Below are 14,224 nucleotides of genomic sequence, written 5' to 3' on the forward strand. Positions count from 1 at the left end.
CTTAAGCAATCTCGGTGGATTTGCAAAAAGAGACTGGAGCTTCTTTTGTTGTTTTGAAAGTCAGGCTGCTTATACTGAAGCCTGAATATTTTCACGGGTATTTTTGCGAAGACAAAATCCTGCAACCAGGGTGGCTATCATCGTTACGCTGGCAAGCGTCAGTGTTCCCATCTCAGGCAGTGAACTCATCAGTCCACTGACCACTGTAGCCAGCAACATTTCTATGAAGAAAATCAGGCCAGCGGCGGTGCCTGTATGTTTACTCATGCGCTCGATGGCTCTGGCCTGACATAGAGGCATAAAGAGACCCAGACCCAGCTCAAAGACAATGATGCCTACCATGTAACCCAGTATAGAACTGCCATGACTCCACCAGGCAGTGGCAAAGGAAACGTTTGCGCCTGCAGCCAGAGTGATCCAGGCCAGTCGAGTACTTTTTTCACGCCCTAACCGGTCATTCAATTTAGGGCCAAATGATGCGCTAAAAAGGAAGCCTGCAATGGCCAACGAAAAAAGAAATCCATAAAATTTTGGAGCCAGACCTAATTGGCTGATCATGACAAAAGGCCCACCGGCGACAAATACAAAAGCGCCAGAGAATGCCGTGCCAGTTGCGATTGTGAACCGCAGATAACGCCAGTCAGTTAATACCTCTTTGTAGTCTGAAAGAATAGGGTAGCCAGAACGCTCGGAGGCTTGATGTTTTTCAGGGATAAGCAGCAGGCTGAACATCGCCATAACGGCCATTGCACCCATGGCCAGAAAGTTGCACCTCCAGCCTGCATATTCTTGAATAAATCCACCCGCGACGGGAGCCAGCAGAGGGGCTATGGTCAGGCAGGCGCTGATGTAGGACAGCATCCGTACTTCCATTTGGTCTTGGAAGTAATCTCTGGCCAGGATTCGGGCAACGGCAGTGCCAAAACAACCAAACAGGGCCTGAACAAAGCGTGCGGCTATGAACAGAGCAATGTTGTTGGTCTGCAAAGTGACGGCAGTGGCAAACAAGTAAAGGGTATAACCTAGCATCAAGGTTCTTTTTCGACCCAGGCGATCAGCCAGTGGACCTACTATCAGCATGGATAGCGAAAAACCCAGCATAAAGATACCGACACTCCATTGGGCCGTTGCACTGTTACTGCCAAAGTACTCTGTAATAGCCGGCAGCGATGGTGAGAATATATCGATAGAGACCGGACCAACTACGGCAAACAGTGTCAGTATCACCAAGACAGCATTGGAGTGTTTTTCTGTATCTAATGCGCTCATGGCTGCGACTCGTTCCACTGAAATTTATGCTTGAAGGGATAAGTTTGACAGGCTCACAGGAGTCAATTGATCTCTGTTACAGGGCAAAATCCGCCTGTACCTCAGAAAAAGAGCGCAAAGGGTACAGGCTTGTGAAAAGGGTAGCAATGGTACAATTCCACATCTGGCTGAGGACTCGCGAAGTATCAGGCAGGCATCGACCGCAATGGGGTATAACCCTCCGAAGTTCAAGTACATGTCTTTAATACCTGACTGGCCTGCTGGGGATTTCAACATAGCGCCTAATGGCATAGAATATCGGCAGAATGACAAGAGGGTTCTTGAGTTGAATATTACATTCACGGAAGCAGCACAAAAGTACCTGGTCACGCTGTTGGAGAAACAGAATGTCGAGGGTATTGGTGTGCGCCTGTTCGTTACCCAGCCTGGTACTCCTTACGCGGAAACCTGCCTTGCCTACTGTAAGCCGGGTGAGGAGAAGGAAGGGGATCTGATTCTTGAGCTGGAATACTTTAACTGCCGTGTGGAAGGAAAAAGTGAGCAGTACCTGGAAGACGCCGTTGTTGATTTTTCCGAAGACAAGCTGGGTGGCCAATTGACCATCAAGGCACCGAATGCCAAGCTGCCTCAAGTCAGCGAAGATAGCCCGCTGGACGAGAAGATCAATTATTTCCTGCAGACCGAAATCAATCCGGGGTTGGCTTCACATGGTGGTGTGGTTTCCCTGGTTGAGATTGATGAAGGTGTCGCTGTCTTGCAGTTTGGTGGTGGTTGCCAAGGATGCAGCGCAGTCGATTTAACGTTGAAAGATGGTGTAGAAAAAACTTTGATTGAGCGAATTCCTGAGCTTAAAGGTGTCAGGGATGTGACAGATCACAGCATTACCGAGAATGCCTACTTCAAGTAATATTATCTTCAAGGCCGGTTTATAGGCTGATATTACTCTGTTTCAGAAAGAGTGTATTAGCCCGTAAGCCGGTTTTTTTGTGCACTGGATATGAGCGAAGGTCTAAGTCGTATCATCTGGTATTTATTTATATTATACAATCATATTTGGCTTTTTGGTTATTGTTTGCAAAACTCATTTCAAATTTTGAGATTGAATAAAAACGAATGATTAGTTGTTAATTAGCTCGGATTTATCACTGAGGATATGACTTTTTTTTGCTTAAGTTGTTCAATTAACTCATTATTTTCGCTGGAAATTTACGGATTGGTATTCAATGAAATCGAATCTTATTACTCAGGCTGGCAAAGAAAAGCTTAAAAAAGAATTGCATTACCTCTGGCGGGATAAGAGACCTAAAGTAACTCAGGCGGTTTCTGAAGCAGCGGCATTAGGTGACCGAAGTGAGAATGCTGAGTATAAGGAAGGTAAAAGGCTGTTGAGAGAAATTGATCGAAGAATTCGCTTTCTCACCAAGCGGCTCGACATTGTAAAAGTAGTGCATTATTCACCGGAACAGGAAGGTAAAGCCTTTTTTGGTGCCTGGATAGAGCTTGAAAATGAGGAAGGAGAGATTCTTCATTGCCGGATTGTGGGGTCTGATGAAATTGACGTCAAGCGTGGGCACATAACCGTGGACTCGCCAATGGCAAGGGCTTTAATCGGCAGGCAGGTTGATGATGAGGTTATGGTCAGGACGCCGGAAGGAAATAAAGTCTGGTATATCAATAAGATACAATATGAACCTTTCCATTCACTTTGATGGCTTTGTCGGCTCCTGACCTTGTAATCAGGGTGAAAAACCTGTTGCCGTATTTTTACCTAAGATGGTTTTTGGGTGTATAACGGTCGGCCATAAACGTATAACATAATACGCCATTTTTTCTTGGTGTTTCTGGCTTTTCCAGTAGATAAAAGACCTGTGAAGCGGTACAAACAAGCCATACTGTCAAATTTTTTCGTTGCTCAGATTATCAAACCCTGTGGCTCCCAGTATATGCATTTGGTAGAAGCCAATCTTGATATTGAGTCTCGCTCTGACCGGACACTGTGTACAGAAGTATTACACGGTGCGTATCGTTACGAAGTGTTAACCAATCAACTGCTATCGGAAATATGCCCCATATGTGCTGCTATTTTAGATAGAAGAATCAGTAATATGCCAAAAAGCCGGAAGGTTTCTTCCGGCTTTCTCGGTGAAGTGGGTATGGAAGCGCCAGAGTCGCAGATGGATCTGTTATCTGTTTTGAAAGTAGAGAGTGGAGAATCTGAGACTGACGAGGTGACGCAAGGGTATCAATTTGATTTATTTTAAAGGTTTCTGACACAGTCATAACCTGACCATGTCAGACTGTTTATTATTCTGCAATTCTCGCAGGAAGCACGTTTTTCAGCTTTTCTCTCATATCACGCAGGGTTTTCTCCGTCGTTTCCCAGTCAATGCAAGCATCAGTGATGGATACACCGTATTCCAGATCTTCCAGATTTGCAGGCACCTTCTGGGCACCCCAGCCAATGTTACTCTCAATCATTAGCCCTACAACAGACTTGTTGCCTTCGATAAGCTGGTTGGTGACGTTTTCCATAACCAGAGGCTGAAGCGCTGGATCTTTGTTAGAGTTAGCATGAGAACAATCTACCATAATGTTTGGCATAATGTCGGCATTCTCAAGTTCCTGCTCGCACAGGGTTACGCTGACAGAGTCATAGTTGGGCTTGCCGTTACCACCACGGAGAACGATATGACCATACTTGTTCCCCTTGGTACGGGTAACAGCTACCTGACCATTGCCATCAATGCCCAGAAAACGATGAGGGTTAGCTACGGAGTTCAGAGCGTTAATCGCTACTTCCAGACCACCGTCTGTACCGTTTTTGAAACCCACAGCTGAAGACAGGCCACTGGCCATTTCACGATGAGTCTGAGATTCAGTGGTACGAGCGCCAATGGCAGACCAGGACACCAGATCCTGCAAATATTGAGGGGAAATAGGGTCCAGGGCTTCGGTGGCAGAAGGCATACCCAGCTCAGCGACATCCATCAGCAGGCGACGGCCAATGTGCAGGCCTTCTTCAATCTTGAAGGAATCATTGAGGTGTGGGTCGTTAATCAGGCCTTTCCAGCCAATAGTGGTTCGTGGCTTTTCAAAATAGACGCGCATGACCAGATAGAGAGTATCGCTTAGCTCGTCTGCCAGTTTCTTCAGACGCCCGGCATAATCCATGGCAGCTTCAACATCGTGGATAGAGCAGGGACCTACCACTACAAACAGACGATGATCCTTGCCATCGAGAATGTTGCGGATAACTTCACGGCCTTCGGAAACGGTACGCTCAGCAGCTTCGCTCAAGGGAATTTCACTTTTCAGCTGCTCTGGAGTGACCAGTAAGTCCTGAGATTCAATGTTCAGGTTTTCAATTGGTAATATGGCCATTGATTGCGCTCTCAATTTTGATTGTTGCTCCCTCACGGGTTTGCGCCTGAGATTGCCTGCCCGGGTAAGGATAAGTCGGACTTGCAGGGATCAGCGACGGTCGTCCACTCTAATCAAGAACCATGGTTGCTACAACCCCATGAATAATAATTTTGCTTAATTTTAAGTCGTTGCAATTATTGTAGAATCTTGTTGGCTCATATCAGATAGTGAATACCCAGTACCAGCAGAATAATAGCAAGAATCATGCGCATGACTTTTTCTGGCAGGTACTTGCCAATTTTAGTGCCAAAATAAATGGCCGGTACAGAGCCGATCATCAGGCTTCCCAGGAGGTTAAAGTCCACATTGCCCAAGAGTGTATGACCGAGACCAGCGACAAGGGTCAGTGGTACTGCGTGGGCCAGTTCAGTGCCGACTACTCGCACAGGAACCAGTGTGGGGTATATCAGTAAGAGAATCGCTGTGCCAAGTGCCCCGGCTCCTACAGATGACAGAGTGACCAATACGCCAAGCACCATCCCCATTAACACTGTAAAGTATTTCAGCCTGTTTCCGGACAGGATTTTGCGGTTGTAAAACTGCAATTTGCTGAGTTTGTTGCTAAATATAAGCACCAGCGCTGTCAAAGTGAGCATAAAGCCAAGGCAGGTAGTAAGTATCGGGCTATAATGATCGCTTCCGGTGAAAAGATATTTCAACAGGAATACTGTAGCCAAAGTGGCTGGAATACTTCCCAGGCACAGGAGCTTTACGAGTTGCCAGTTAACACTTTTTTGTTGGTGATGAACCCAGACGCCGCTGACTTTGGTCAGGGCGGCATACAACAGGTCCGTTCCTATTGCTATGTGGGTCGGAAATCCGAATAAAAGGAGCAGTGGAGTCATCAGAGACCCGCCTCCTATGCCGGTTAAGCCAACGGCAAAACCCACGCTGGCACCCGCTGAAATGTAGAGCAATGTGTCCATCAAATATGGTCTAAAGTTATAAGTAGCTCAGGCGATGTTTGAAATCATGATTAAAGCTGCATGATTCGCTGGTAACTGTAGCGACCGGCTTGTATTCTTGGAAGTAATTAAATGATATTCTCTTATGCCGCTATGAACTAAGAGTACTCATATTTTTTTCACACTATGGGTAGACGTTAGCTCGACCGGAGGCCATCAATGAAGCTGCAACAACTGCGCTATATCTGGGAGGTCGCTCACCATGATCTCAATGTATCCGCCACAGCGCAGAGTCTATATACCTCGCAACCCGGTATCAGCAAACAGATCCGCCTGCTGGAGGATGAACTGGGTGTAGAGGTGTTTGCCCGCAGCGGCAAGCATCTGACCCGAATCACCCCGGCTGGTGAAAAAATTATAGAGACTGCAGGTGAGATTCTCAGAAAAGTCGAAAGCATCAAACAGGTGGCACAAGAGTTCAGTGATGAGCGTAAAGGTTCCCTGTCTATTGCAACGACGCATACCCAGGCTCGCTATGCACTGCCTGATATCATCAACAAATTTATTTCTCAGTATCCAGATGTGTCCCTGCACATGCATCAGGGAGCGCCCATCCAGATTGCTGAGATGGCTGCAGACGGCGTGGTTGATTTTGCCATTGCAACAGAAGCGCTCGAACTTTTTAACGATCTGGTCATGATGCCCTGCTATCGCTGGAATCGCTGTGTGCTCGTTCCGAAGGATCATCCGCTGGCACAAATATCTGAGTTGACACTGCAGGATGTTGCCCGGTATCCCCTGGTGACTTACGTCTTTGGCTTTACTGGCCGTTCCAAACTGGACGAAGCTTTTATGAATGAAGGTTTGTCACCCAGAGTTGTATTCACCGCAACCGATGCTGATGTCATCAAAACCTATGTAAGATTGAAGCTGGGTGTGGGTATTGTTGCGAAGATGGCTTACGATCCGGAACTGGATTCTGATCTGGTTCCTCTGAATGCAGACCATCTGTTTGAGCCCAGTGTCACTAAGATTGGTTTCAGAAGAGGGACCTTCTTGCGCGGATTTATGTACGACTTCATTCAGCACTTTGCACCACATTTGTCTAAAGAAGTCGTGCAGGAAGCGATTTCAAGACATAACAAAGTAGAAGTGGATGAGTTGTTTTCTGGTATTCAGCTCCCCGATCACTGACTTTTCTATCCTTTGAAGCGGCAGCTGCATCACGCAGCTTGCCGGTTCAGTACTTCCTTGACCAGCTTGAAGTAAACTGTGTAAATTTTCGGTTCCTGACCTTCTTCCTCGACCACAAAGAAGGGGGCCTTGTTCACTTTGTAGAATTCGGCCAGACGAGCCCCTTCGCTTGAAGCATCACCTTCTTTGGCGATCAGTACCTGGTCAATTTTCCCAAAGTGGCCGGAGCTTTCGAGCCGCTCCAAAACTTCGCTGCATTTTTTGCAGGGGCTGCCATCTGCCATTATTTTTTTGACCATGGTGATCTTCATCAAGAGTCTCCTGTAGGTGGCTTGCGGTTTATTTTATTACGAAAATGCTGTTTTTTCTTCGCCCATAGTTCTTTACCTGCAGAAAGTCTCGAGAGCTGTCATCAGGTTTTTAACCTTGGTTATGGATTCCTGATACTCTTGATGGCAGTCTGAATCTGCAACAATGGCTCCTCCACCCCAGCAGTGAAGTTTTTGATTCTGGGCAACCAGAGTTCGGATGGTAATGCTGGTATCCATCCTGTCGTTGCAGCTGATATAGCCTATTGCTCCGCAGTATACATTCCTGGCAACAGCTTCAAGTTCACGAATGATTTCCATGGATCTGATTTTAGGTGCACCGGTGACTGAACCGCCCGGGAAGGCAGATTCCATCAACTCAAGAATGCTGTGTTCCTGACTGAGTTCACCGGTCACTGTGCTGACCAAATGATGGACATTAGCATAACTTTCCAGTTCAAACAGTCTTGGAACGTTAATGCTTCCGGGTTTGCAGACTTTACCAAGATCATTTCTCAGAAGGTCAACAATCATCAGGTTCTCAGAGCGATCTTTTTCGCTGGCCAGTAATTCTTCAGCGTGGGCGAGATCTTCTTCAGGTGTTTTACCACGAGGTCTTGTACCTTTTATGGGGCGAGTTTCTACCTTGGAATCAGTCACTTTTATAAATCGCTCCGGCGAGTGACTCAGGACAGTAACATCAAGATGGGAGAGGTAAGCAGAATAGGGCGCGGGACTGACTTTTCTGAGATATTTGTAGGCCTGCCAGCAATCGCCATGATATCGACTGGTGAATTCCTGAGTCAAATTGACTTCATAGGTATCACCGGCAAGTATGTAGTCCTGCACTTTCTTAAAGGCCGATTCATACTCTGCTTCATTGATGGTGGTAGAAAATTTTTCCTGCAGTTGGAATGGCGCCGCACTCTCGGGCTTTGCTTTGTTATGAATGCGAGCAACAATGCTTTTCCGGTCATTGTCTGGCATATCAGGGTGACTGAAAAAAATGGTTTTTTGCTGTTGGTGATCGGAAATAATGGCCCAGTGGTAGAGGCCTACACTCATTAAAGGCACTTCCAGCTGTCGCGGCTGAATTTTTTCTGGCTCGGTCAAGCCACATAGTTCATAACCCCAGAATCCCAGTGCACCACCCGTGAAGGGTAAATCAGGATGCTCCACTTTTGACATGGTGGCCAGTAAATCATTCAGAATCTTGAACGGGGATTGATCACTCTGAATCCGACTTTCGCCGGATAGACGATTGATGGTCTTAGTGTGGTAATTGCCGTCAACAGTAACAACGGCCCAGGGGTCAGCCGTGATAATGTCATAGCGATTGTGTTGCTCTTTTGTGAAAGAGGGAGAACAGCTGTCAAGATAACAGGCCCAGGGTTGCGCGGTAAAAAGCTCGAAATAAGGGCTGGAGTCACTCATGTACTCCAGTTCAACGATGAATAGCTCTTTCATAGAAGGCATGAAAATCCCGGGTCAGATCAGACGCGCATTCTACCTTCAGAGTGTTGTCGGCGCTACGGACTTTTCTGCTGTTTTATTGTTCAGGAGTGCTTTTAAGAGGCGAGTCGGGCTCTCAGAAAGCAGTTTTAGTTGATTTAGAAGCAATTTCTCTGGCAAGAATATTTGCCAATTACTGGATTGTTAACAATAGTCTGTATATTAAAGCTTGACTGATGTATAAATGGCTTTAAAAAAGAATATTGTAAACAATTATCATGACTGAAACGCTCAGAAACAACGACCCGGTTCGTGTCGGCACTCAGGCGCAAGAAGTTGCGGGCCTGCTGATCGGAGATATTATTTCGGGTCGCTTAAGTCAGGGCTGCCGGATCTCTGAGCCAGAGCTCTCAAGAAAGTACGGAGTCGGGCGTGGTCCTCTTCGTGAGGCTATTTTGAAGCTTGAAGGTACCGGTCTTGTTGTTCGTGCGCCTCATGTCGGCGCCACGGTAGTCACCCTTAACCAGAGTGACTTGTCAGAAATATTTGCCATTCGGGAGGCGCTTGAGGGAATGGCTGCTCGTCTGGCAGCGATCCATATGTCTGATCAGCAGCTGCTGGATCTCGAATCTCTGCTGAAAACACACGCCAGCCATATTCATGAGCAGAATGGTCAGTCATACATTGATCAAGAAGGCGATCTGGATTTTCATTATCGTGTGATCAACGGCTCCTGCAACCAAAGGCTGATACGGTCGCTCTGTGATGAGCTCTATTATCTGATTCAAATGTACCGGAAAACGTCAGGTCGTCCTGCTCGTCCTGAGGAAGCGTTGACTGAGCATCAGATGATCTTCAGGGCTCTGAAAGAGCGTGATGGTGAACTGGCCGAAATATTAATGCGCCGTCATATTGCCCGGGCCAGAAAAGAAATTGAACAATGCATCGACTCCGGTCACCAGCATTAGCAAATGAAGTAACCCTGACCTCAGGGGGGCGAAACGTTTTTCTGGATAAGAAGAGGAAGTCAAATGACTGATAAAAACAACGCGCTCAATCAACTGATTGCTAAAGAAGGCATTGTTACCGCACCCGGCGTATACGATGGTATCTCTGCCCGCCTGGGTGAGGAGGCGGGTTTCTCTGCCTTATACGGAAGTGGTGGTGCTATAGCGAGAAGCACAGGTGTGCCTGATATTGGTCTGCTGACGTTAACTGAAGTGGTCGATCGTGTTCGTCAAATCTGTGAAGCCACTTCACTTCCTGTGATTGCCGATGCGGATACCGGTTTTGGAAACGAAGTTAATGTCAAGCGCACCGTAAAACTGTTCAGAAACGCCGGCGTGTGTGGCTTTCATCTGGAAGATCAGGAGTTTCCAAAGCGCTGCGGGCATCTGGATGGCAAATCCCTGGTTTCCATTGAGGAGATGTGCAAGAAAGTGTCCGTTGCTGCCAGGTACGCCGGTAATGTCACTGTCATAGCAAGAACGGATGCTATTGCTGTAACCGGCTTTGGCGATGCGATCGAACGAGCCAAGGCGTATGTTGAAGCTGGAGCGGATATGTTGTTTGTTGAAGCGCCCCAGACTATTAAGCAGATTGAAGAGATTGCCAAACAGGTTACTGGTCCGAAACTGATCAATATGTTTTACAGTGGCAAGACCCCATTGGTACCTACAGAAGCTCTGAAGGCAATGGGTTATCAGCTCATCATCATTCCGTCTGATCTTCAGCGAGCGGCAGTGACCGCGATGCGTGAAGTGCTTGAAGTCATCAAGCGCGATGGCAACAGTGGTGCGATTGCCGATGGCATGATGACGTTTCAGGAACGTGAGCGTCTGGTTAAGACCCAAGAGTTTCTTAATCCTTAACCGTAACACTCATTCAATAAGAAAAACGGAGAACGATCATGGCAGAAAAGATGCTTTCCAATAAGAAACCGGGCGGCGCCGGCCTGCGTGGTCAGTCTGCTGGTGAAACCGCACTGTGTACCGTTGGTAAAACCGGTTCTGGTCTGACTTATCGTGGCTATGATATCAAGGAGCTGGCTGATAAAGCACAGTTTGAAGAAGTCGCTTATCTGTTACTTTATGGCAAGCTGCCGAATCAGACCGAGCTTGATGCTTACAAAAACCGTCTGAAAAGTATGCGTTCACTGCCCGATGCCCTGAAGGTCGTTTTGGAAGAGATTCCTGCCGGTGCACACCCAATGGACGTTATGCGCACCGGTTGTTCAATGCTGGGTAATCTGGAAACTGAGCAGGATTTCTCCGAACAGCTGGATCACATCGACCGTATGCTGGCCCTCTTCCCGGGCATGATTAATTACTGGTTCAACTTCAGTCACAACGGCATTCGAATTAATGTTGATACTGAAGCAGACTCCATTGCTGAGCAGTTTCTGTGGACCTTGCATAACAGGAAGCCGAAACCTCTGCATGTAGAGGTAATGCATGCCTCCCTGATCCTTTATGCTGAGCATGAATTTAATGCTTCTACCTTCACCGGCCGTGTTTGTGCTTCCACTCTCTCTGATGTTCACAGCTGTGTAACCGCTGCAATCGGCTCACTGCGTGGACCTTTACATGGCGGTGCAAACGAGGCAGCTATGGCAATGATTGAGAACTGGCGCTCTGCCGATGAAGCGGAGCAGAACATTATGACCATGCTGGCTCGTAAAGAAAAAATTATGGGCTTCGGTCACGCGATTTACCGTGAGTCTGACCCTCGTAACGATATTATTAAAGAGTGGTCAAAGAAACTGTCTGAGCATTCAGTTGATGAATACCTGTATGCTGTTTCCGAACGTGTTGAGGCGGTCATGTGGCGTGAGAAGAAATTGTTCTGTAATGCTGATTTCTTCCACGCTTCTGCCTATCACTTCATGGGCATTCCAACCAAACTGTTTACACCGATCTTTGTTTGTTCACGTGTTTCTGGTTGGACTGCACACGTCATGGAGCAGCGTGCTAATAATCGTATTATTCGTCCTTCTGCGGACTACACCGGTCCAGAAAGTGTTGACTGGGTGGCGATCAAAGATCGTCCATAAAACTGAAGGACTGATGTTATGAACAGTGCATATCGCAAACCATTACCGGGCACCCGACTGGACTATTTCGACACTCGTGCAGCCATCGAAGCCATTCAGACTGGTGCCTACGCAAGGCTGCCTTACACCTCTCGCGTTCTGGCTGAGCAGCTCGTTCGTCGCTGTAATCCTGCAATCTTGACAGAGGCCCTCAAGCAGATCATAGAACGCAAGCGCGATCAGGACTTTCCCTGGTATCCTGCTCGTGTCGTGTGTCATGATATTCTCGGTCAAACAGCTCTGGTTGATCTGGCTGGCCTGCGTGATGCGATTGCTGAGCAGGGGGGTGACCCTTCCGAGGTCAATCCAGTTGTTCCAACACAGTTGATTGTTGATCACTCACTGGCTGTAGAGTCCGGTGGTTCTGACCCTCTGGCTTTTGAAAAGAACCGTGCCATTGAAAATCGTCGTAATGAGGATCGTTTTCACTTTATTGAGTGGACCAAAACGGCCTTTAAAAATGTTGATGTTATCCCGGCGGGTAACGGTATCATGCACCAGATTAATCTGGAGAAAATGTCTCCGGTTATTCAGGTCCGTGAAGGTGTCGCTTATCCGGATACTTGTGTAGGCACTGACAGCCATACGCCCCATATCGATGCGCTGGGTGTTATTGCGATGGGTGTAGGTGGGCTGGAAGCTGAAACGGTTATGCTTGGGCGTCCTTCCATGATGCGTCTTCCAGAGATTATTGGTGTTGAGCTGGTAGGCAAGTGTCAACCTGGTATGACAGCAACCGATATTGTTCTGGCCATTACAGAGTTTTTGCGAAAAGAAGGTGTTGTTTCTTCTTACCTCGAGTTCTTTGGTGAAGGTGCTGTAGATCTGACCATTGGTGACCGTGCCACTATTTCCAACATGACACCGGAATTTGGTGCTTCCGCGGGCATGTTTTACATTGATGAACAAACCATCGATTATCTGAAGCTGACTGGGCGCAAGCCGGAGCAGGTGGCGCTGGTTGAAAATTATGCCAAGGTCAGCGGCCTCTGGGCAGATGATCTGAAAACGGCTGAGTACGAGCGTGTTCTCACATTTGATTTGTCCACTGTTGTTCGAAACATGGCGGGGCCATCCAGCCCGCATCGTCGTTTGCCCACCTCGGAACTGGCTCAGCGTGGCATTGCTGTCGATCTGGATAAAGCTCAGACCCAAGAAAAAGCAGGTCTTCTACCCGATGGTGCTGTGATTATTGCTGCCATCACCAGCTGTACCAATACCAGTAATCCTCGAAATGTTGTGGCTGCAGGCCTTATTGCTCGCAAGGCCAATAAGCTCGGTCTGGTTCGTAAGCCCTGGGTTAAATCCTCTTTTGCGCCAGGCTCCAAAGTTGCGAGGCTTTACCTTCAAGCCTCAGGATTATTACCTGAGTTGGAGAAACTGGGTTTTGGGATTGTCGGTTATGCCTGTACGACTTGTAACGGTATGAGTGGTGCCCTGGACCCGGACATTCAGAAAGAATTGATTGATCGCGACCTCTATTCTACAGCAGTATTATCCGGTAACCGCAACTTTGACGGCCGTATTCACCCTTATGCCAAGCAGGCTTTCCTTGCTTCTCCGCCTCTGGTAGTCGCTTATGCCATTGCCGGTACCGTACGTTTTGATATAGAAAAAGATATACTCGGTACGGATAAAGAGGGTAATGCTGTCACACTGAAAGACATTTGGCCAAGTGATGAAGAGATCGATGAGATCGTTGCTGAGTATGTGAAACCTGAGCAGTTCAACGAAGTTTACATCCCCATGTTTGACTTGGGTATGACAGAAGAAGCCAAGAGTCCTCTTTACGACTGGCGTCCAATGAGTACCTACATACGGCGTCCTCCATACTGGGAAGGAGCTCTGGCCGGAGAGCGAACTTTGAAAGGCATGCGCCTTCTGGCTCTCCTGGGTGACAACATTACTACCGATCACCTGTCACCATCAAATGCCATCCTGGCAACTTCTGCTGCGGGTGAATATCTTTCGAAAATGGGATTGCCTGAAGAGGATTTCAACTCTTATGCCACACATCGTGGTGACCATCTAACCGCACAGCGAGCGACTTTTGCCAACCCTAAACTGCTGAACGAAATGTGCCTCGATGACAGGGGAGCAGTGAAACAGGGTTCTCTGGCCCGTATTGAGCCTGAAGGTAAAGAAACCCGAATGTGGGAAGCGATTGAAACCTACATGAACCGCAAGCAGCCACTGATTATTGTTGCAGGTGCCGATTATGGTCAGGGGTCATCCCGTGATTGGGCTGCGAAAGGTGTACGTCTAGCCGGTGTTGAAGTCATCGTGGCTGAAGGTTTTGAACGTATCCATAGAACCAATCTGGTGGGTATGGGGGTTCTGCCGCTGGAATTCAAGGATGGCACCACCCGAAAGACTCTGGGTCTGGATGGTACTGAAACCTATGATGTAGTCGGCAGGCGTAGGCCACTAGCGAACCTGACGCTGCTGATTCACCGTGCCAATGGAAAAAGGTTGGAAGTGCCCGTCATTTGTCGTCTTGATACGGAAGAAGAAGTGTCTGTATACGCTGCTGGTGGTGTACTGCAACGATTTGCCAAGGACTTTCTGGAGGGCAAATAAGA

Annotated in this window: 13 protein-coding genes; 8 read left to right on the top strand and 5 right to left on the bottom strand. The window is 47.7% G+C overall.

Annotated features, from left to right (window positions below; translation table 11 throughout):
* Positions 1-69: 69 nt before the first annotated feature.
* Positions 70-1,269: a multidrug effflux MFS transporter gene (locus tag KBW69_RS00020; protein ID WP_257254878.1), complete on the bottom strand. Its 1,200-nt coding sequence runs from the start codon at positions 1,267-1,269 to the stop codon at positions 70-72.
* A gap of 325 nt (positions 1,270-1,594) precedes the next feature.
* On the opposite strand from KBW69_RS00020, the gene nfuA reads away from it, so the two are divergent.
* The 3 genes from nfuA to KBW69_RS00035 all read left to right on the top strand — a co-directional run bounded on the left by nfuA (position 1,595) and on the right by KBW69_RS00035 (position 3,530).
* The gene (gene nfuA / locus KBW69_RS00025; RefSeq protein ID WP_257254880.1) at positions 1,595-2,176 is read left to right on the top strand and encodes a Fe-S biogenesis protein NfuA; all 582 of its coding nucleotides are present in this window, start codon (positions 1,595-1,597) and stop codon (positions 2,174-2,176) included.
* Positions 2,177-2,492: 316 nt separating this feature from the next.
* A complete protein-coding gene (greB, locus tag KBW69_RS00030; protein WP_257254877.1) occupies positions 2,493-2,978 on the top strand; it encodes a transcription elongation factor GreB in 486 nt (161 codons plus the stop codon).
* Positions 2,979-3,212: 234 nt separating this feature from the next.
* Entirely contained in the window at positions 3,213-3,530 is a 318-nt protein-coding gene (locus tag KBW69_RS00035) for a hypothetical protein (protein ID WP_257279488.1), read from the top strand.
* 43 nt (positions 3,531-3,573) lie between these two features.
* Here the strand turns inward: KBW69_RS00035 and KBW69_RS00040 are convergent, their stop codons facing one another.
* Both KBW69_RS00040 and KBW69_RS00045 read right to left on the bottom strand, forming a co-directional pair.
* The gene (locus tag KBW69_RS00040) at positions 3,574-4,650 is read right to left on the bottom strand and encodes a 3-deoxy-7-phosphoheptulonate synthase (protein WP_257254875.1); all 1,077 of its coding nucleotides are present in this window, start codon (positions 4,648-4,650) and stop codon (positions 3,574-3,576) included.
* Between the two features lie 197 nt (positions 4,651-4,847).
* Positions 4,848-5,618 (bottom strand): sulfite exporter TauE/SafE family protein, encoded by a 771-nt coding sequence (locus KBW69_RS00045; protein WP_257254874.1) that lies wholly within the window; start codon positions 5,616-5,618, stop codon positions 4,848-4,850.
* A gap of 198 nt (positions 5,619-5,816) precedes the next feature.
* Between KBW69_RS00045 and cysB the strand changes: the two genes are divergently transcribed.
* A complete protein-coding gene (gene cysB, locus KBW69_RS00050; RefSeq protein ID WP_257254873.1) occupies positions 5,817-6,791 on the top strand; it encodes an HTH-type transcriptional regulator CysB in 975 nt (324 codons plus the stop codon).
* A gap of 29 nt (positions 6,792-6,820) precedes the next feature.
* Here cysB and KBW69_RS00055 read toward each other — a convergent pair whose 3' ends face one another.
* Both KBW69_RS00055 and pabB read right to left on the bottom strand, forming a co-directional pair.
* The gene (locus KBW69_RS00055) at positions 6,821-7,102 is read right to left on the bottom strand and encodes a hypothetical protein (RefSeq protein WP_257254872.1); all 282 of its coding nucleotides are present in this window, start codon (positions 7,100-7,102) and stop codon (positions 6,821-6,823) included.
* A 72-nt stretch (positions 7,103-7,174) separates the two neighbouring features.
* The gene (gene pabB / locus KBW69_RS00060) at positions 7,175-8,575 is read right to left on the bottom strand and encodes an aminodeoxychorismate synthase component I (protein ID WP_257279489.1); all 1,401 of its coding nucleotides are present in this window, start codon (positions 8,573-8,575) and stop codon (positions 7,175-7,177) included.
* 254 nt (positions 8,576-8,829) lie between these two features.
* Here pabB and KBW69_RS00065 point away from each other — a divergent pair, with 254 nt between their 5' ends.
* The 4 genes from KBW69_RS00065 (at position 8,830) to acnD (ending at position 14,222) form a co-directional block, all read left to right on the top strand.
* On the top strand, positions 8,830-9,519 hold the full coding sequence (locus KBW69_RS00065) for a GntR family transcriptional regulator (RefSeq protein WP_257254870.1): 690 nt from the start codon (positions 8,830-8,832) through the stop codon (positions 9,517-9,519).
* Between the two features lie 63 nt (positions 9,520-9,582).
* A complete protein-coding gene (locus KBW69_RS00070) occupies positions 9,583-10,422 on the top strand; it encodes an oxaloacetate decarboxylase (protein ID WP_257254869.1) in 840 nt (279 codons plus the stop codon).
* Positions 10,423-10,472: 50 nt separating this feature from the next.
* Complete coding sequence (gene prpC / locus KBW69_RS00075) at positions 10,473-11,603, top strand: 2-methylcitrate synthase (protein ID WP_373690661.1); 1,131 nt, start codon at positions 10,473-10,475, stop codon at positions 11,601-11,603.
* Between the two features lie 18 nt (positions 11,604-11,621).
* The gene (gene acnD, locus KBW69_RS00080; protein ID WP_257279490.1) at positions 11,622-14,222 is read left to right on the top strand and encodes a Fe/S-dependent 2-methylisocitrate dehydratase AcnD; all 2,601 of its coding nucleotides are present in this window, start codon (positions 11,622-11,624) and stop codon (positions 14,220-14,222) included.
* Positions 14,223-14,224 lie beyond the last annotated feature (2 nt).

The sequence above is a fragment of the Endozoicomonas sp. ISHI1 genome (genome assembly GCF_024606225.1).
GTDB lineage: Bacteria > Pseudomonadota > Gammaproteobacteria > Pseudomonadales > Endozoicomonadaceae > Endozoicomonas_A.

Excerpts from the sequence above, each read along its gene's own strand:
- KBW69_RS00020 (WP_257254878.1), bottom strand. The coding sequence starts at position 1,269 with ATGAGCGCATTAGATACAGAAAAACACTCCAATGCTGTCTTGGTGATA.
- greB (WP_257254877.1), top strand. The coding sequence starts at position 2,493 with ATGAAATCGAATCTTATTACTCAGGCTGGCAAAGAAAAGCTTAAAAAA.
- KBW69_RS00035 (WP_257279488.1), top strand. The coding sequence starts at position 3,213 with ATGCATTTGGTAGAAGCCAATCTTGATATTGAGTCTCGCTCTGACCGG.
- KBW69_RS00040 (WP_257254875.1), bottom strand. The coding sequence starts at position 4,650 with ATGGCCATATTACCAATTGAAAACCTGAACATTGAATCTCAGGACTTA.
- KBW69_RS00045 (WP_257254874.1), bottom strand. The coding sequence starts at position 5,618 with ATGGACACATTGCTCTACATTTCAGCGGGTGCCAGCGTGGGTTTTGCC.
- cysB (WP_257254873.1), top strand. The coding sequence starts at position 5,817 with ATGAAGCTGCAACAACTGCGCTATATCTGGGAGGTCGCTCACCATGAT.
- KBW69_RS00055 (WP_257254872.1), bottom strand. The coding sequence starts at position 7,102 with ATGAAGATCACCATGGTCAAAAAAATAATGGCAGATGGCAGCCCCTGC.
- pabB (WP_257279489.1), bottom strand. The coding sequence starts at position 8,575 with ATGCCTTCTATGAAAGAGCTATTCATCGTTGAACTGGAGTACATGAGT.
- KBW69_RS00065 (WP_257254870.1), top strand. The coding sequence starts at position 8,830 with ATGACTGAAACGCTCAGAAACAACGACCCGGTTCGTGTCGGCACTCAG.
- KBW69_RS00070 (WP_257254869.1), top strand. The coding sequence starts at position 9,583 with ATGACTGATAAAAACAACGCGCTCAATCAACTGATTGCTAAAGAAGGC.
- prpC (WP_373690661.1), top strand. The coding sequence starts at position 10,473 with ATGCTTTCCAATAAGAAACCGGGCGGCGCCGGCCTGCGTGGTCAGTCT.
- acnD (WP_257279490.1), top strand. The coding sequence starts at position 11,622 with ATGAACAGTGCATATCGCAAACCATTACCGGGCACCCGACTGGACTAT.